At 50.9% G+C, this 18,495-nt stretch carries 17 protein-coding genes; 4 read left to right on the top strand and 13 right to left on the bottom strand.

Annotated elements, in window-relative coordinates; translation table 11 throughout:
• Positions 1-61: 61 nt before the first annotated feature.
• The 7 genes from DQG23_RS35815 to DQG23_RS35785 form a co-directional block, all read right to left on the bottom strand.
• Entirely contained in the window at positions 62-901 is an 840-nt protein-coding gene (locus tag DQG23_RS35815) for a carbohydrate ABC transporter permease (protein ID WP_238178199.1), read from the bottom strand.
• An 80-nt stretch (positions 902-981) separates the two neighbouring features.
• Entirely contained in the window at positions 982-1,926 is a 945-nt protein-coding gene (locus DQG23_RS35810; RefSeq protein WP_113035848.1) for a carbohydrate ABC transporter permease, read from the bottom strand.
• Between the two features lie 89 nt (positions 1,927-2,015).
• Positions 2,016-3,503, bottom strand: coding sequence for an ABC transporter substrate-binding protein (locus DQG23_RS35805; RefSeq protein ID WP_113035847.1), 1,488 nt, complete (start codon positions 3,501-3,503; stop codon positions 2,016-2,018).
• Between the two features lie 36 nt (positions 3,504-3,539).
• Positions 3,540-4,901, bottom strand: a complete 1,362-nt coding sequence (locus DQG23_RS35800; protein WP_113035846.1) for a Gfo/Idh/MocA family protein — start codon at positions 4,899-4,901, stop codon at positions 3,540-3,542.
• Positions 4,902-5,142: 241 nt separating this feature from the next.
• Positions 5,143-6,117 (bottom strand): LacI family DNA-binding transcriptional regulator, encoded by a 975-nt coding sequence (locus tag DQG23_RS35795; protein WP_158560874.1) that lies wholly within the window; start codon positions 6,115-6,117, stop codon positions 5,143-5,145.
• Positions 6,118-6,872: 755 nt separating this feature from the next.
• Positions 6,873-7,136 (bottom strand): hypothetical protein, encoded by a 264-nt coding sequence (locus DQG23_RS35790; RefSeq protein ID WP_113035844.1) that lies wholly within the window; start codon positions 7,134-7,136, stop codon positions 6,873-6,875.
• A gap of 184 nt (positions 7,137-7,320) precedes the next feature.
• Positions 7,321-7,737: a hypothetical protein gene (locus tag DQG23_RS35785; protein WP_113035843.1), complete on the bottom strand. Its 417-nt coding sequence runs from the start codon at positions 7,735-7,737 to the stop codon at positions 7,321-7,323.
• Between the two features lie 318 nt (positions 7,738-8,055).
• On the opposite strand from DQG23_RS35785, the gene DQG23_RS35780 reads away from it, so the two are divergent.
• The 3 genes from DQG23_RS35780 (at position 8,056) to DQG23_RS35770 (ending at position 10,198) form a co-directional block, all read left to right on the top strand.
• The gene (locus DQG23_RS35780) at positions 8,056-8,535 is read left to right on the top strand and encodes a DinB family protein (RefSeq protein WP_113035842.1); all 480 of its coding nucleotides are present in this window, start codon (positions 8,056-8,058) and stop codon (positions 8,533-8,535) included.
• Between the two features lie 319 nt (positions 8,536-8,854).
• On the top strand, positions 8,855-9,892 hold the full coding sequence (locus DQG23_RS35775; RefSeq protein WP_146762449.1) for a hypothetical protein: 1,038 nt from the start codon (positions 8,855-8,857) through the stop codon (positions 9,890-9,892).
• A 66-nt stretch (positions 9,893-9,958) separates the two neighbouring features.
• Complete coding sequence (locus tag DQG23_RS35770) at positions 9,959-10,198, top strand: NHLP leader peptide family RiPP precursor (protein WP_113035840.1); 240 nt, start codon at positions 9,959-9,961, stop codon at positions 10,196-10,198.
• Positions 10,199-10,366: 168 nt separating this feature from the next.
• Here the strand turns inward: DQG23_RS35770 and DQG23_RS35765 are convergent, their stop codons facing one another.
• Together DQG23_RS35765 and DQG23_RS35760 are read right to left on the bottom strand one after the other, a co-directional pair.
• Positions 10,367-12,412, bottom strand: a complete 2,046-nt coding sequence (locus DQG23_RS35765; protein ID WP_113035839.1) for a sensor histidine kinase — start codon at positions 12,410-12,412, stop codon at positions 10,367-10,369.
• A 257-nt stretch (positions 12,413-12,669) separates the two neighbouring features.
• Positions 12,670-13,656, bottom strand: a complete 987-nt coding sequence (locus DQG23_RS35760) for a Gfo/Idh/MocA family protein (RefSeq protein WP_113035838.1) — start codon at positions 13,654-13,656, stop codon at positions 12,670-12,672.
• Between the two features lie 551 nt (positions 13,657-14,207).
• Between DQG23_RS35760 and DQG23_RS43890 the strand changes: the two genes are divergently transcribed.
• Positions 14,208-14,525, top strand: a complete 318-nt coding sequence (locus tag DQG23_RS43890) for a helix-turn-helix domain-containing protein (protein WP_420330270.1) — start codon at positions 14,208-14,210, stop codon at positions 14,523-14,525.
• A 196-nt stretch (positions 14,526-14,721) separates the two neighbouring features.
• On the opposite strand, the gene DQG23_RS35750 is transcribed toward DQG23_RS43890, so the two are convergent.
• From DQG23_RS35750 to DQG23_RS35735, 4 genes are all read right to left on the bottom strand, one after another.
• Positions 14,722-15,702 (bottom strand): CgeB family protein, encoded by a 981-nt coding sequence (locus DQG23_RS35750; RefSeq protein WP_113035836.1) that lies wholly within the window; start codon positions 15,700-15,702, stop codon positions 14,722-14,724.
• 90 nt (positions 15,703-15,792) lie between these two features.
• Positions 15,793-16,080, bottom strand: a complete 288-nt coding sequence (locus tag DQG23_RS35745; RefSeq protein ID WP_113035835.1) for a hypothetical protein — start codon at positions 16,078-16,080, stop codon at positions 15,793-15,795.
• 59 nt (positions 16,081-16,139) lie between these two features.
• Entirely contained in the window at positions 16,140-16,580 is a 441-nt protein-coding gene (locus tag DQG23_RS35740; protein WP_113035834.1) for a DUF5946 family protein, read from the bottom strand.
• Between the two features lie 97 nt (positions 16,581-16,677).
• Complete coding sequence (locus DQG23_RS35735) at positions 16,678-18,129, bottom strand: WG repeat-containing protein (protein WP_158560873.1); 1,452 nt, start codon at positions 18,127-18,129, stop codon at positions 16,678-16,680.
• Positions 18,130-18,495: the final 366 nt, after the last annotated feature.

Genomic DNA, 18,495 nt, shown 5'->3' with positions numbered 1-18,495 from the left:
TCCCTTCGCAATTCATTTATACCGGCGTACTTCCGCAAACGAAAGACGCTGGGTATCGGATTCAGCCTTTCATCGCGCCAAGCGTGGCCCCTTCCATGATGCGGCGCTGGAACAGGATGTACAGAATGACGGTGGGAATCATCGTGATGATGACGCCGGCGAACAGCGTGACCCAGTCGGAGCTGTACTGCATTTTTTGATTGGCCTGGTACATGCTGACGCCGATCGTATATTTGGTCTCGTCGCTCAAGTAAATGAACGGTCCGAGAAAGTTATTGTACAGCCCGAGAAATTTGAAAATGGCGACGGTCACGATTCCGGGCGTCGACAGCGGCACGATAATGCGCAGGAATACCTGGAACAACGAGGCGCCGTCCATAAAGGCGCTTTCCTCAAGCTCCTTCGGCAGCGTCGACAGAAATCCGCCAAGGAGCATCAGAAAAAACACGTTTTCGCCGAACGTATCGAGGATGATCAGCCCAGTCAGGCTGTTGGTCAGATGCATATCCCGCATCAGCACGAATTGCGGCACCAGCGCATTGATGCCCGGCAGAAACAGCGACAGCATGATCAGGGACCAGACGAACTTCCGCGACTTGAAGCGCATCCGCGTAAGCGCGTAAGCGTTCAGCACAATCAGGAACGTACCGAGCGCAAGACTGACTCCTACGTAATACAGTGTGTTCAGCAGGGACTTTCCAAGCTTGTAGCTATCCCATGCTTTCTCGTAATTGCTCCATTTCAGCGCAGTCGGCAGCGCCCAAACATCCTGAAAAAAGTCGGCGTTCGTGCGGAGCGACTGGAATATGATCCAAACGACGGGGAACACGATCGTCAGCGCCCAGCCGAGCAGCAGAAGCCGCCACAGCAAATCCGCCAGCGTTCTTTTCCGTTCCAGCATCCGTTCTCTTCCTCCCCAAGCGGCGACGGCTATCCCATTTTTCGGCAGGACGGCTTTCGTTCACGCGCTAACATTCGATATCAAAATTCAACGTCATCTTTGGGCGAGTATTTATCGATCACCCATTTGGCCCCGATCAGGATCACGAACAAAAACATCCCGATCGCCGACGCATAACCGTAATTGTGATACCCGCTTCCGAACGCAAGGTTGAACATGTACAAGCCGATAACGTCCGTAGAGCCTTCCGGTCCTCCGTTCGTCATAATGAGCATCGTTTCGAAGCCTTTCAGCACGCCGAGCACCGTAAACAGGACGCCGACGCGGATAACGCCCGACATCAGCGGGATCGTAATGCGGAACAACCGCTGCATATGGCTGGCTCCCTCGAGCACCGCCGCTTCGTACAGCGATTTTGGAATGCCGCTCATCGCGTTCATGAAGATGACGACATACAAGCCGACTCCGCCCCATATCATCGGCAGAACGAGCGCCCAAAGCGCCGTCCTCGTATCGCCGAGCCAATAAAATTCGCCGTTGTTGATGCCGACCAGCTTCAGCAAAGCGTTCAATATGCCGAAGCTTCCGTCATAAATGAAGGCCCAGAGCAATGCGATCACGACGGAAGATAAAATATTCGGGAAGAAAAACAGAACTTTATAAAAGGTTCCTTCTCTGTATCCCTTGTTGCTAAGCAAGTACGCGAGGATCAGGGACAGCAGCATCGTGACCGCCGGCACGACAAGCATGTATACGAGATTGTGGGATAAGGCGCGCCAAACAAATTTGTCCTTAACCATCGCGACAAAGTTATCAAAGCCGACGAATTGCGCTGCCGTGATGCCGTCCCAATTCAAGAACGCGTAGTAAACGGACATGACATTCGGATACAAAGTAAACAGGATGTACCCGGCCAAACAAGGCACGATGGCCACAAACAGAAACACGTTCCTCTGTACGGAAGCCTTCTGCAGCCCCATTCTGCGGACGATGGTTTTCTTGTCCCCATATAAGTCGACCCGCATAGCGTAGCCCTCATTTCCCCAAATATTTAAATAAATGGAAGTGACGGGGGAAGCAAAACCTGCTAACGTCCGCTTCCCCGGCCGTTACCTTATTTCTTTTCTTCCTCAAGCGCTTTCGTATAAAGCTTTTCGACTTCCTCTAGCACCGGCTGCGGATCCTTTTTGCCCGAGGCGATGCCCGTAATCGCTTCGCTCAGCGTCTTGGACGCCTGTGCGGCGGAAGGGCTCGTAAACGATACGTCCCGGCGAAGCGACAAATACTTGACTTTATGGCGCTGCGCGTAAGCCATTACCGCCTTTGGAGCCGCTTGCATTTTTTCCAGCCTTGCAGGATCGGCGCCGTAATCAAGACGTCCGGGGAATACGCCGGTTTTTTCCGCCAGGAACTGCTGCACTTCGAAATCATAAAGCGACAGCATAAATTCCTTCGCCCACTTCTTATTGAGGTCCGGCTTGTTTTTCCAGATCACATACCCTACATCCGTCACCCCGGTATGCACATAAATCGTATTGTTCGGGTCGTTCGTCGCCGGAATCGCCATAAAGCCCCATTTGAAGTCTTGCGGCGTGCTGTCCTTCATTTCGTTGCCGACCCAGTCGCCTGTCGATACGAGCGCCGCTTTGCCTTGCAGCACCTGCATTTGCGACTGCGTATGATTAAGCGCGGCAACTCCGTTCGGGAAATAACCCTTCTGCCCGAATTCATACATCCGCTTCCATGCTTCCTTCACTTCCGGCGCCGTAAATTGCGGCATTTTGAAGCTGCGGAAATTTTTCAGGTAAGCGTCGAAGCTTCCGCTTGCGTCAGCCAGCATGAACGGAAGGAAATTAAACGTATAGTCCGTCAAATAACCTGCGTACACGCCCGGGAATGTAATCGGAATGACGTCCTTCGCCTTGATCGTTTCCATCAGCTGGACGAATTCATCCCATGTTTTCGGATCCTTGTTCCAGCCGTTTTTGTCAAAGAGGTTCTCGTTGAAAAAGAGTCCCGCCGTATAGCCGCCTACCGGCAATCTGTATGTTTTGCCTCCCAGCATGGCCGCATCGTAAAAATCGTCGGAAACGACGGAGCGCACCGTCTTCCCTTTCTCGCCGGGCAGCTCCTTCTTCCAAAGATCGCTGAGATCCTCAAACTTTCCCGCCTCCGCCAGTCGTTCCGTATCGCCTACGCCGCTGAATCTCGGGAAGAAGAAGTCAAACATGTCGTTATCGTCGTTCGCCGCGATTTTGGTGGACAGCACCGTGTCCAGCTTTGGCGAAGAGGTGACTTCGAATTTGACGTTCGGATATTTCGCGTTAAATTTTTTAATTGCAAAGTCAAGCCATTCCCGCCCGTACCCGTTCTCCCAATGTCCCACTTTCAGCGTAATCGAATCCTTCGAGAGACCGTTTTCCGGATATATGTTCGCTTGCGCGCTCGGCGAAGCGCTTGGCGCCGCACTTGCATTAGCCGATTCCGAAGGCTTCGGAGACGGACTCGAATTCGTTTGCTTTTCGCTGCTGCATCCTGCGAGCGATGCCGCCAATAAAATCATTGCGCCAACTGCCGGTACTGTTTTGCTTCCCTTCGACAAGGTAAGCCCTCCCTTTTGAATTGAATGATAGGCTGTTCAACTCATGGTGCGGTATGGTGTACTGTCTGGCTGCCGAATGATCATTTCAAAATTAGTTCGTAGGCTGTCTAGCGTCTTCCTTTCACCCCCCCTGTCAGAGTAAAGCAGCTCGGCTTTGTAAGCGGCCAAATCGATGGAACGTCCGTTCTCAAGCCTCGATCTTTCCGCTGCGAACGCCATCAGATGGCTTTGTACCGATGCGGCCGCGGAGGTCAAGCTTTCACCGCCGCTGTAGCTGCGCACCTCCCGCAAAAACGAACGCATCAGCTCTTCGTCCCCTCCTCCGTGCATGCCTCCCGGCGGAATGATCGTATAGTCTTGGCGGTCATTGGCGGCGAAGTCGTATACGCGGATAAGATTCTCTTCCATAACACCGCGTATTTCCCCGTGCGTCCCCATTATCTGAACCTGCCGGGTGCAGTCGTGAGTAAAACCCGACATCACGAACGATGCCGTCGCGCCGTCGGCGAATTCCATGTTCACCGCTTGATGATCGACCACATTATTGTCACAGCGGTATACGCATCTTCCGAAAGGCCCTGACTCCAACGCTTGAACAATGCCGTCGCGGGACAAATCTTGCGTTATAAACCGTGCCCACTCTTCTCCCTCGGGCCGCAAGTAGATTTTGAGCGAAGAGTACGGGCAGCGCTCCTCGGCCGCACACCCGTCCGTGCACCGTTCCGCCGCCCCTTCCGGCATATGCTCGCGGCGGAAATGGCTGAGCGAGCCGTACGAGCTCACTCTGACGCACGGCTGCTCCATGAGCCAGCCGATCAGATCCAAATCGTGGCACGACTTGGCCAGTATCATCGGACTCGAATGGTCCGCGTTGCGCCATTGTCCCCGTACAAAGCTGTGCGCTATATGGTAATAACCTACGTTTTCGTTCAACTGCAGCGACACCGGTTTGCCGATCCGGCCGGCTTGGAGCATCCTCTTGATCGTCTGCCAGAAAGGGGAGTAGCGCAGCACATGGCAAATCGTCAACAGGCGGTCATGCTTCCTTGCCTCATCCTCCATCTTCACGCATTCTTCCGGAAGCGGCGACATCGGTTTCTCCAGCAAAACGTGATATCCATTTTGAAGCGCTTTCATTGTTGGCGCGAAATGCATCCGGTCTTGCGTGCAGATGACCGCGATATCCGCCATTTTCTCCCGTTCCAGTACGTCTTCCCAGCCTTCGAACGCGCTTTCGGCGGTAATGCCGTGCCTGCTCGCGAACCATTCGCGGCGCTCCTTGTCAGGATCGGCTACGGCAACGAATGCAAGCTCTCGGGGAAACTGCTCCGCGAACGCTCCGTAGGCAAACCTCCCTCTTCCCCCTGCTCCTAGCAGCACTGCTGTAATCGGTCTCACCCGGCGTCTCCTCCACTCGGAATAACGCTTATATATTTATTTATAAAGAGATATAACGACGCGTTATGCCATGGCAAAGATAAACGCCTTGCGTTTATCGTATCCACGATATGTTTTCTGAACAATCAGGAATAAGGACCCTTTTGGTTTGTAATAGTCTAGCGCGATTACCGAAAGCTACCGGCAATTCAAGCTTTAAACGCTTGCCGCCTCTTTCGACACTCGTCCGTTTACCGTTCCTTCATTTGCAAACGGCGACCGTTTCTCCTGCATAAAACGTAAATTCGGATAGGTAAGCGATGGCCGGATCGAATTGCTTCATTTCGATTTTCTCGATCAACTGCTTGACAAGAATGCCTTTTTGCTGCGGATATACGTAGTAGGTTGTGAGCTGCGGGAAGCTGGCTTTTACAAGCTCCGACATCCCAGACCCGATCAAGCTGACCTCCTGCGGAACGGATATACCGCATTGGCGAAGGCGCTGAAGAACGCCGAACTGAATCACCGTATTGGCGCAAAACGCCGCCGTAAACGGGATGTCGAGCATTTGCATTCTTTTGCACAGCTCGTAGCCGTCTTCGTCCGCGCCTACCTGTACCAGCGTTTTGTCGACCGGCAGGTCGGCCTCTTCGTACGCCTGCTTATATCCTTCGATGCTGAGCACGTGCGTCATCAGATCGAGGCTTCCCGTCAAGCAGGCAATGCGGCGATGTCCGAGCGACAGCAAATATTTGGTTGCATTGTACGCCAGCTTTTTATCGTCGTTGACAACGACGTTCACTCCTTCGCGCAGCGTCCCCCCATAGAACACGTACGGGACTTTGGACTGCACGATCAGCTCGATGATTTGCTCGTCGATATCGCCGCTTACGATGAAGCCGGAAACCTCCTGGCTGCGCAAAAAACGCTGAAGCTTGATAAAATCCTCGGGCGCCGCCTTCACGTTCATAAAAAGCACGCGATAGTTATATGCGCTCGCGGTTTCCTCGACCGCACGCAGATCGTTCATGTAGCGAGGGTCGTCGGCCGGGCGGTTGTACAAAATATAGCAAAGCTTCGGACTCACTTCGGCATAGCCCAATTCTTTGGCTGCTTGCAATATTTTTTTGCGCGTTTCTTCGGAAACGGTGCTGCTGGGCGTATCGTTCAGAACCAGCGATACGGCGGTGCGGGATATTCCCAAATAATCTGCGATGTCTTTCTTTGTGACTGCCATCCTGCGTTTCTCCCTTTCCTCCATGCATTCGGCTTAATAACGACAGGTGCAACAACTTGAAATGAGGGCGTAACGAAGGCTTCGGCCTTGCTCTGCAATCGACGCGTTGAAGTAATAAGACTTGTTGTTGGATGTGCGCAGCGGTGCGCGATCGTGGTGTGTTTGGTGCGGTATACGAACGATCATGGTGCGCTATTGCGGTGTGCATCGTAGTGCGTAATTTGCGGTATGCAGTCGTGGTGTGTTTGCTGCGGTCGTGATGTGCTGTTACGGTATGCGGTCGCGGTGTGTTGTTGCGATGTGCAGTCGTAGTGTGCTGGTGCGATGTGCGGTCGTGTGCGCTGGTGCGATGTGCAGTCGTATGTGCTGTTGCGGTATGCGGTCGTGGTGTGTTGTTGCGATGTGCGGTCATGTGTGCTGGTGCGATGTGCGGTCGTGGAATGCTTCGTGTGGTGTGCTGTCGTGGTGCGCTTGGTGCGGGTGCTGGTCGTGGTGTGCTTGGTGCGGTGTGCGTCGTAGTGTGCGGTCCTGGCAATGAATAAGGAACGGAGCGGCAGACGCTGCATAAAAATCGCGATTCCATTCCACATCGTTCTCTGCGATGAAATCGATGGTGTTTCGAAAGCGTTTCAGCTTTTGTAAGCCCAATATAACACCGCGTTATATTGGTCGTCAACAACAAAATTGGCGTTATTTGGATAACGCATAACATAAAAAGCCGAACATGACGAATCAGGTTCGGCATTTGCATACCACTACAGCTTGCTTTTCACCGCGTCCACGAAGAAATCGAACAACTCATCGTCCTCTTCCAGCGCTTCCTCCACAGTCAAAATTTGCTCCTCCGACCCGGATGCTTCCGTAAAAATCAGACTATAGCTCCAGTCATCCTTCGCTTTTTTGCTCTGCAAGGTCAGCTCGTAAGGCGTCTTATGCCCCGTAACTTCAAAAATGACGCTCCCCACATATCCATTCTCTTCGCTATGCGTCACATTCACTTCTTTAATGCTCACTTCCACGCTTATCACCTGTTCCTGTACGGGTATTTTGTCCAGTATACCACGGAAGAGGGGAACGCAAACAGTTGCGTACTTCTTGGTTAAATAAAAGGATCGCAATCAACAAAAATAAAAGGCATAGATGTTTATTTGATGTATATCACCATTCTTGTATAAGGACAAATGATGCTAATTTTTGTTATTATTATTTGGATTTGAAAAGAAACCAATTTTCATCAAGAACTTTAACATCCGAAAAATATGGTCCTTCAGGTTCTTTATTTGTACTAGAATAAACTATCCCCACTTCAAACCCAAAACTGCTATAACGTGAGATAAAGATAAAACCATCGTCTTTGTGTAACGAAAGATAATGCAGATTACTTAATGTTTTAAGAGGTTCTTTGAGATTGTTTTTGTTAGCAAGATCTATTTCCCGTAAATCATTTTCTAATACATAATTTACTGTCTCTTCAAACTCGGCACGATAGGTGGAAAAATCCTCCATTATTATTTCATCTAGTGTTCTTCTATCTGACGAATAGTAAATAGCTGCTATTAAAGCAACACCGATTACAACAAACGAAATTAAAAATAATAAAGCTTTCTTTGACTTTATCAAAAATCTCACCTACTGCTTGAATAAAATGTTACCCGATCATCCAACAGCCAGACCAAGCATCATTTCAACTTCCCATCCGCGTTAACATTTCCCTCATACTTTAGCACAAAAGTTATTGATATGAGCGAAGACAGCAAGAGCATATATATAAGGCACTTCATCACATATGCCGCTTTCGTTTGCTTCTGACGATAGTTGCATCATCGATATCCCCCCTCTAATTTCGCTAAACAATACAGAAACAGGTATAATAATATAGAACCTTACGATAAAATAGTTTTGGAGCATTCTTATCAACGATTAGGAGAGTGAGCGAAAATGTCTCAAGCAATCATCAACACGGCCATTACCGTTCGGCAAATGGTCATTCGTCAAATCGATGCGATTCCTGAGGAAATTTATGACGTTCAGCCGGCCGCTTTCAACAACACGATCAGATGGAACATGGGGCATATCGTGACTTGTCTGGACGGACTATTGTCCAAAGGGCTTCCTTTCAACTCCGGTCTCCCGGAAAATTACGGCGCCTTGTTCGGTACGGGAACCAAACCGGCCGACTGGACCGCCACGCCTCCGAGCAAAGCGGAATTGGTGCAATACCTGAACCAACAGGTGGCCGGTCTTGCCGCCGTTACTCCAGCCGTGCTGGAAGAGAAGTTGCAAACCCCGATCCAGCTCGGACCTTTGAAGTTCGAAACAGCCGGCGAGCTCTTCAACTTCTCGATCGTCCACGAAACGATGCATTCCAGCGCGATTTCCGCATTGGCAAAAGTGATTAAATACGAGCAAGCCAAGTAAGGCTGAACGGGCTGAACCGTCCAGGGTTGCCATAAGCCCCTGCGATTGCGTTTTTATAAAATTCGCCTTTCCGACGTTTCGACTAAATCGGGACGCTCCGCGTTCCGCCAAGCGAAGCAAGCATCGCTTGCCATCTAACCAAACAGCCTGAATCGGCAACGATTCAGGCTGTTTTTTATCCCGTCACCCAATCCAGTTTCTGGTATACTGATTTTATGTAGTTACGGCCGAGCTTTTTCGACAAAGAACGGGAGCCGTACTGACAGTAATGCGCCGATCGTCCCAATCGTTTGCTCTCGAATTCCCCGGAGCTGTCCGAGTGGCTGGGCGACCCGGGGCACGGCTGAAAATAGGAGTGTTCGGAATCGAATTCGGCAAGCAGCCCCTTCATCTGAAGGCGGATCCTGAAAGGAGGCAGGCGCCTATGCGCTGGTTTGAGGATTTCAAAGAAGATATGGCCGCCGTATTTGTGGAAGCGGCGGAGGCTATCGCCCGCTTCCCAGCTCCGCTGGACCGCCGGGGCCTGGCATACATAAACGGCTTCAATCCGCTCGTTGAGGGAAGCGCCAAAAATTACATTTGTTATTTGCTGCCCTTCTGGCTGGACGACGCCGCCCCCATAACGACAGCTCAGCGGCGCGCCCTCTCGCTTGCGAACGTGTTCGTGATGCTGCATTTTTTCGTGCAGGACGATGTGATGGATACCGCGCCCGAGGACTGGAAGGAGCAGCTCGCCCTCGGCAGCCTGCTGCAGCAGGAATTCCAGGATCGGTACCGGGCGCTGTTTCCGTCCGATTCCGTCTTCTGGACCTGCGCGCGCACGATGCTGACGGACTGGGCGGCAAGCGTCACAGCGGAGAGCGCGAATGATCCGTTCCTGCACGATCCTCTCCGCATCGCCAAAAAAGCCGCGCCTTTGCATATGGCAAGCGCAGGCGCCATGCTGCTTGCCGGTCGCGAGGAGCAGCTTTCTCTTGTTTCGGAGCTTGTCGATCATACGCTTGTCACCCTCCAGATGGCCGACGATTGGGCCGACTGGCAGGACGATCTCGCGGACGGCAGCTATAATTGCCTGCTGTCCATGATCCGGAACGAGCTGAGCATCGACAGACCGCCGACTGCTGCGGAGGTCAAGCATGCTCTTTATACGCGGGACGTTCTGGTCCGCTACGCGGAACTGGCACTTCCGCACTATGATGCGCTGCTGCATTCGGCTGTACGGATCCCGTATTTGTTGGATTTTCATCAATCGTTGATAGGACAATTGAATCACGATTCTAACGGCATCGCCGAGCAAAGAAGGATATTGGCAGCAGGAGGATTGCACTACTTCTTAGCGAAAAATGCCAAAAATTAATAGATTTTGTACCCTCCCCATGCTATATTAGTATGGTAAACATAACCATTTCTTAGGAGGGTCAATATGTCGGCAGAAGATACTTTAAAGGCTAAAATCATTCAAAAAGCTTGGGAAGACGCGGCGTTCAAAGCGCAGCTGCTTGCGGATCCGAAAGCGGCCATACAAGCAGCGTTCGGTGTCGCCATCCCGGCTGCGGTAGAGCTTGTAGCCGTCGAAGAAACGATGAGCAAATATTATTTGGTCATCCCCCCGAATCCGTCGGAAGTCCTGGACGCAAGCGCAAGCGAAAACGGCATGTGGTAATTTCGTATCAAGGATAAACGCTTCGACGTCCTAAACGCTTTCGAAGAAAGCGACTTCGTGAGCAGAAGCTTGGACGCGCGCGTTTACCGATATGTGAAACATATGAAGTCTTATATTTCAAAAAGCGACGCAGCTCCATCGGAGCAGCGCCGCTTTTTTTTTGCACGCTTACAGCAATTCGGGTTTGGCTTCAAGCACCGACGGAAAACGGATAATCGCTTCCGTCCCCATTCCTTTTTCGCTGCGGAATTGCAATTTGCCCTGCATCACTTCAATAATTCGGAACGTCACCATCAAGCCGAGCCCGGTCCCTTTCGTTTTGTTCGAATAGTATGGCTCGCCCAGCTTGGCAAGCTCCTCCGGCCCCATGCCGATCCCGTTGTCCTTGATGTGAATGATCGCTTCGCCGAACTCCTCATAGGCCCATATGCGAATCGTTCCTTTTTCCTCAAGCGCCTCAATGCTGTTTTTGACGATGTTGATTAGCGCCTGCTTCAGCTTGGCCGAATTTCCGCGTATATACAGGTTAGACGGAATCTCCAGCTCAATTTCGCCGCCCTGCAAATTCGCGAGCGGCACCAGAATGCCCTCGATATGCTTTAACTCGTCGCATAACTGCAGCACCGTTACATGCTCGAGCTCCGGCTTGGCGAAGGTCAGGAAATCGGTAATGATATTGGCTGCCCGATCCAACTCTTCCAGCGCCAATTTCATGTATGCCTTCTCTTTATCGTCTGACTTCTCCCCAAGCAGCTGCAGAAACCCGCGCGTCACCTGCAGCGGATTCCGTACCTCATGCGCTACGGAAGCGGCCAGCTCGCTGATGATTTGCATTTTCTCCGAGCGCTGCAGCCGGTTGTTGTACAGCTCCAATTCGGAAGAATACGAGATCAGCTTGTCGCGGTCGCGCGCGAAGCTTCTCCCCAAAATCGCAATGAGCCCGACAACGAAACCGACGACGCCGAATTTCCAAAGCACGAGATCGTAGTTTTGACTATGACTGTAATACAGGACCAAATCCGTAACGGCCGCAGCCGCGAATATGGCGAAGCCCGATGTGAAAATAATCGCGTCCTTGTTGCCACGCCACGTAAACACGATTGTGTAGCCCACAAGCAGCACAAATTGAATGATCATCGTCACGCCGAGCAGCAAAACCGTTATGAAATAATGCGCTGCCTCGTACTGGTAAGCCGTGAATTCGTTGATGGCGGTCAGCAAAATGCACAGGAACGAGTAGCTGATTTGGAATATCCGAAATAATCGTATCATCGAAAATTTTCCGCTGCCGAAGACGGTTTCAAAGAAGTAGGTGAGTGCGGGAAGGAAAACGAGCAGCGAGATATCAAAAAGAAGAAACAACCGGTCTCCCCATTGTCCGAAGAAGGTGTACAGGAACGGAGAATACGTGATAACCATAAGTCCGAGCGCCAAAATAACCAACGACAAGGACAGCCAATTCGTAAAATGCGTATTTTTCAAAAAGAACGAACAAATAAGCATCATCAAAGCGAAAAAAATAAAAGCGCTGCCCAAGACAACGTCGATCAAATCTTGTTTCATGAATTGTTTCAAAAGCTCGTGATGGTCGCCTACTCGAATGGCGCTTTCGATTCCAAGCTTCTCACCCGACGTTTCGATTCGTATATACAACGATTTGAACGAATCCTCGGGCGTTAAAGGCAGCAAAACCTTATTCACTTCATATAAATAGCTGCGCCGCGATTCTTGAATGACCTTTCCGTCCAGAACGACCGCATAATTCTGCGAGTAGAGCTTGTCGATCATAAGCCCCGCGCGGGTCCATCCCAGCTCAGGAAGCTCGAACTTGATCCATGCGGCCCGGACGCCGTCAGGCTTGGAGGGAACAGACTGCGCTCCGTCCACAAACGTCCAGCCATCGTCCGTATCGTCCGTCCCTGCGGATTTCCCGCGAGCGGCCTTACCGCCGCTCTTCGTGCTATCATTTCCTAACGGCACAAGCTCCCCCGTTTTGCCGTCAGGCGGCGGATCCACCGATTCCTGCACCTGCAGCCCCATCGCTTCCAGTACATTCATCTTCTCGCCGTTCGTCGCCGTGTCCCATTTGATGTGCCACTGGGCGATCGTCTCCGTTTCCGGAGGCTTGTTTCCGCCAACGGAGCGGTCCACAAAGACGAAGGCAAGCACGACCAAAAACAAAAAGAGAACGGCCGTCTTGGGTACAGCCCTCATTCCAACACCTCAAACTATCATGATAATCAATTTGTTATTGTCTGGCTTTACAACCTAAATTCGACGATTTTCGTCAATCCCCTGCTTATATAGACAAGCTGCGAACGAAAATATTACGTTTTTCGACAAAAAAATTTTTCCAGCGCGATGAATCCCGGGACGATCCTCAGATGGGCACAACCGTATCGCCGAACAAAACCTAAAACAAAATGCCGTCCTCCCCACGAAAGGAACGGCACGAAAGCATAACACCCGCTCTATTTAACGTCCGCAGGAAAGACCAGCCCCATTTGCTTTCTCGCTTCGACCATCATTTCCATCGCGGTCATCGAGTTGGCGTGTGAATTCGTGTCACACTCCGTCCGGCCGGCTTTCAGCAAATCGATAAAACGCTTCGCTTCATAGTACATCGTGTTCGCAACATGAGGTCTCGTAATATTTTCCACGCTGCCGTCCCTGTAACGGATCTCTACATGACCGGGCTCGTTGATCCTGTCGATGACCATCGTCGCGTTCTCCCCTTGGATCTCAGCGGGCGCATAGGAATTGGCGATTTTGGAGTGCATGACGACTGCGTCCATATCGCCGTAGCTAAGGAGCAGGCTGCCTTCCCCGTCGACGCCCGATTCCAGCAGCATGCCGCTCGCCCGAATACGATCCGGTTTGCCGAACAGCACCGCCAAAGGATAAATGCAGTAGGTGCCCAAGTCCATAAGGGAGCCGTTCGATAAAGCCGGATTAAAGGCGTTTAGGATCGTTCCTTGTTTATAAGCGTCATAACGCGAGGAATATTGACAGTAGCTTGCAAAATACCGCCGTACCTTTCCAAGCTTCGGCAAATTCTCCCTTACCGCCTCGAAATTGGGAACAAGCGTCGACTTCAACGCCTCCATCAGCAGGACGCCGTTTTTCGCGGCCGCATCGATCATCGCTTGCAGCTCGCCGGTGTTGGAAGCGATCGGCTTTTCGCACAGGACATGCTTGCCGCCGTTCATACATGCGATTGCGTGCTCCGCATGATAAGCGTTCGGGCTCGCGATGTACACCGCATCGAACTCTTTGCTGCCGGCAAAGGCGCTCAGATCGGAAAATACATGTGGAACGTCCATTTTGGCCGCAAACTCGTCCGCCCGCTCCTGCGTCCGGGAATACACCGCCGTTAAAGCGAATTCGCCCGTTTCGCGCGCAGCCTGTATAAATAATTCCGTAATCCAGTTCGTACCTATTACCCCGAATCTCACCATCGTTTGCTCCCCCTTTTCTAACACTCACTTTAACAGAGAGCAGCAAATATTTCTATTTCAAGATTCGTAGACGCTAGTATTAATTCGCTTATATTTTAAAAAAAAGAAAAACGCCTTGCGGCGTTTTATGTACCCTATACGTTTGTTCGAGGACGAGTCAGCCGTTGCCGGTTGACGCTTATGAAGCCGAATTCGCTATCCTCACCTTAAAAGGCGCAGAGCCTACTTGGAATCGTTTCGTGTCCGATTTTTCAATTCCCGCTCCGCTTTATTTCTCGAACGATATTCAAGAAAGCAAAACAGCACAAATAATACGACCATCAACAATAAAAAAATCCCAGGGTATCTCATGCTCTTCATTCCCTCCAGCTGCTGAAGCCGCTTGCGGCGGCCTCGCTGTGACTTTGAAGTTGTACTGATATTTCCAGAAACATTCCGTGTCGACTAACACAAATAATATCCGTTAATATCGCCGGAGTCAAGCATAAAGGAAACTTATTGTGTCTATCCTAGTCGTAGAATCGCACCCTTTCCTATAATAGCTTGAGGAGGTGAGCGCTTTGTTCGGCAGACGGCTAGCGGAATTACGCAACCATAAAGGCATGAGCCAGTATGAATTGGCCGACCGCCTGCAGTTATCCCGCGGACAAATCGCGAATTACGAGCAGGGCACGCGCGAGCCCGATTTCCAAACGCTTATCCGCTTGGCCGATTTTTTCGAAGTCAGCCTCGATTATATGCTGAACAGGACCGATACGCCGAACAGCTTGCGGTTGACCGGCGAAACTCTCCTTTTGAATGAGTCCGAAGCGGAATATTTGCAGGCAACGCTGACTCTTTTTCGCAAATATAAGCATAAACAAGGATAAACAGCACGCCGTCCTAAACGCTTTCGAAGAAATCGATTTCGTAAGCATAAGCTAAGGACAGGCGCGTTTACCGTTGAAATATAAGCATTTGATAGGTGACACATATAAATCTTATATTTTAAAAAAGGCGCTCTTGAACGTTTTCGCGTTCCGGGCGCCGTTTTTGTCCGTATATGACTCTATGATGAGGACCGGTTCAACGCAAAATACGATGCTGACGCAAGACGCGAACGATGCGGCGGGCCCGCTGTTCGTACGAATGCTTGCGCGCCGCCGCTTGCCCCGCCTTCCGGATTCGTTCCCGTTCTACCGGATGCTTCAAATAATAGTCGACCAGCTGCAGTGTTTCGGCCGGCGACTTCGAGAGGAGCAGATGCTTTTTGTGCTTGAATAACCGTCTGATTTCCGGCGTATCGTTGGTCAGGACGAATCCGCCCGAGCCGAGAATTTCATAGGTTCGCTGCGTAACCTGCGTCAGCTGGTTTTGCAAAGCGATGATGATTTTCGCGGAGCTGTATACTTTATTCGCCTGGGTATAATCCAGATAGCCGTGGATCCACTTTTTCGGAACACCTTTACCGAAATGCTCCTTCATTCCTTCCCAATTCCTCCCCCAAAGATCGACCCTGACATTGCCGCGAACGAGCGGACGAAGAAGCTGCTGCAAGGATTGTTTGCGAAAATGGTTCGGAAACCGCCGGAGAACTTGGGGATACGCGTTAGCGACGACGCCTATATTGCACCGGTATTTGCCGACGACGGGGACGCGGCGGTGCACCTTCGGATGATAGCCGAAATCCAAATGAGCGGCGCGAATGCCCAGCTTGCGATAGTCGGCTACTCTCGAACGGCAGATCGTAAAAACGAAATCCGGCCTTGTCCCCCTCAGGTAAGGCAGCGTGAACGATTCCGTGTGGGTCGGATCCTCCGTCGCCCAGTATATATGCGGAATTCCGGATTTTTTAACGGCCTCCCGTATCCACGCCCGTTTGTTCTTTTTATGCTCGAAGGTCCATCCCAGCGTCACAATGAGATGAGGGCGGAAGCCGGCGATCAGCTTCGGGATGTTCGTTCGGGTCAAAGGACCCGATATTTTCACCTTGTGCCCGGCATCGCGAAACCCGTTCGGAAGTCCGTGAATCCACATCGGATGGCTTTCCAAAAACAGCACGCGCATGATGCGATCCCCCCATTAGTCTTGGATTGACATCGGAACGACTCTACTAATACTATGTCGGACCTATTCCTTTGGGGTTGTGCGGGCGCCTTACGTTTCGCAAATAGGCGGGGCGTAAAACGCAGACCAGTAACGGACTTCGATCGCGGCAGGCTCCGATTTTAGATTATGCACGTGCAGTAAACCTCCGTTTAAGCTTTCGTTTTCTTCGGCGAATGTATAGCGGGCAAGAGCTTCGATTTGATATTGGCCGGGCTTGTCGATTGCGAGCACCCATGTTTCCGTGTACGGCCGTTTCGGCTTCAGCTCGGTCGACGACGATTCCTGCCTGAACATCGGGGGTTGTAAGATTTCCCCTTCGCTGTCGAGAATGGACACCTGTACGAGACCCCCGTTTCCCCCGCTACTTCACTGCTGTACTATAACCCATACTCTCCCTATCGCCTTTTCAAAACAAGCGGTCCCATCTCTTTCAGCGTTGTATGTCCCCATTGTTCAATAAGCTTGCAATAACTTTCCGCATCCCGGATCTTCGCGGCCACATCGGCAATCGTCATGGACCAGGCCACCTTGGGAAGGGGCGGCGCATCCGCCTGCCTTCGAATCCCCTTGGCGCGTCCGGGTCCTTGGGCGGCATCCTGACGAATCATCTCCGTGGTATGGCCTTCATCCAAATATTTTCGCAGAGCGTTTTGCACCCAGACATACAATTCATCGCTGTAGCCCCCATGTTGAACCATGTAACAGGCGACGGTGAGAAAATGAACCCTTCCGTAACCGGGATCTGTGAACTCAAGTGCCATAAATTCGCCGAAAATCGATTCGCAAGTATTTTCATCAGTGTGAACGGCGCCGCACTTCGTGCAGGTTTCAGACATAAACGATACCTCCTACATCTCAAATAAATGAATAAGATTGGAATAAGTTGCACCTTCTTCCGAAGTCATCTCCAAGGGCAACTCCCATCCCAATATGTTATTGATGATAGGAGTTGCTCGAAAAAACGAGCTCGCCTGTGTATTTGCTGATGTAATCGGCATTAAAAATATCGAGTGCGACAAACGGGCTGTGCAAACGAAAACTCCATTGTGACAAGTTGTGAAGCTCCTTCGGTTTGAAATAAGGAGTGCCGTCCGGCCGAATAAAGGTCGTTTTCCCACGGTTCTTAACGAGAGCGGCATCCCCGACAAACGGAAGGGCGACATCGAATTTCTGCTCAATGACGACCTCCCCCCTGGTATTGATGTATCCATACTTCTTTTTGGCGCCGAGGACCGGCATGAGGCCGCTGTTGAAACCTTGATAAAACGACAGGCGCGGTATATTTTCCAGGACGATGTCGCCATTCAGATCGATGAAGGAAACATGATGCCGGTCGCCGTCTAAACTCACTGGGGCAAGTCCCTCCGAGAAGCCGCCGGCTATTGTATAACCCCTAGGCGCATCCATCCTCGTACCATCTGTCCGCCAAAAGTACGAAGGCATTTCTTTCGGATAAACAACTGCGAAACCGTTGCAAACCTGTCCGATTGCTGCATAAACCGGTTCTAGCGCGAACGCTCCGTTTCTGCTCAGCAAACCGTACCGACCCTTTACTTTGACAACCGCATACCCCTCTACAAAGCAGTTGAGAAATGGTTTTTCTTCAAATAAACACTCATATTTCTGTAGAACTTGTCCGCTTTGATCAATGAGCAGGCTGTTTAGCTCCGTGTTGACTAGTGCGGCTCCTTCCGCGAAGATGCCGATTCGGTCAAAGGACGGTTCGATCGCCTCGGATCCTTCCTCATCAATATAACCCCATCGGTTGTCACGCATGAATGCAGCTCGCCCATCACTGAAATAGTTAACTTGTTGAAAAACAGGCGGGATGACGATCTTCCCGAGTGAATCGAAAAAGCCGGAAAGCCCTTTAGCTTGAAACGGTGTCAATCCACTGGCGTCGTTCGACCCGTAATAAGGTGTGTCTTTTGAGCTTCGGCAGCGCTTTTCCATAGGAAAGACAGATGAACATGGCGCCGGTTCCTGAAGCACCGTTATGCCGCTATCGTCATCCTCCTCAATATCTCCGACTGCATAGTCATAAGAAAGCCATGACATTTCCGGGAAGCCCATTGCCAGCTTGAAGCGTTCAACGTCCGCCCGATTGATGGAATTCTCAATTTCCAGCAGCTCTTGGATAGTGAAGCCGAACGATTCGAATGATTGCGCTTGGAGTTTTTTCAAATCCCCGCCTATTTCTTCGTAGGAAATATCGATCTTATGGGAAGCGGTTCCGTTTTGATAGACAGTATATCCCCAACCGTGATCTTCGAAGTGATAGAAGGCGATTAGGGGGAAGGAACGGGAGCATGCCAAGTGAAATTGTTCAACATAAGGAACAGAAATATGCTCGTTACAGAAAAAAACGGCCCACTTGCTATTCAACAGTTGGACGATGCAGTCGATATTCAATTGGCGGCGAAGACGTAAAATGTCCGAAACATGCCCGCTTCTCAGCAAGGTACCTTGCGTAAATTCGCTCATACTATCCCCCTCCCCAAGTTTCAACATTTATACTTTGTAAACAGATTATACCACACGAAAGGGAATGTATGTTCCTTTCATGCCGATTTAGCTCCCGCTCACACGTACGCCATCAAGTCTAAAACTAGGGATTGATAACCTGGTTATGAAAGAAAAACACGGAACTCGTAATGGTTATGCACGAACCGTGCGCTTAGTGGAGAAAACTTCATTGTTTATAAGGCTACCCTCACTATTCCAAAGGTAAAATGCTCGTTCTCGCCCTAT

This window comes from Paenibacillus contaminans (genome assembly GCF_003285015.1).
Taxonomy (GTDB): Bacteria; Bacillota; Bacilli; order Paenibacillales; family NBRC-103111; genus Paenibacillus_V; species Paenibacillus_V contaminans.
Note: the sequence above shows the minus strand (reverse complement) of the source record. Positions and strands in the feature narration are given on the sequence as shown.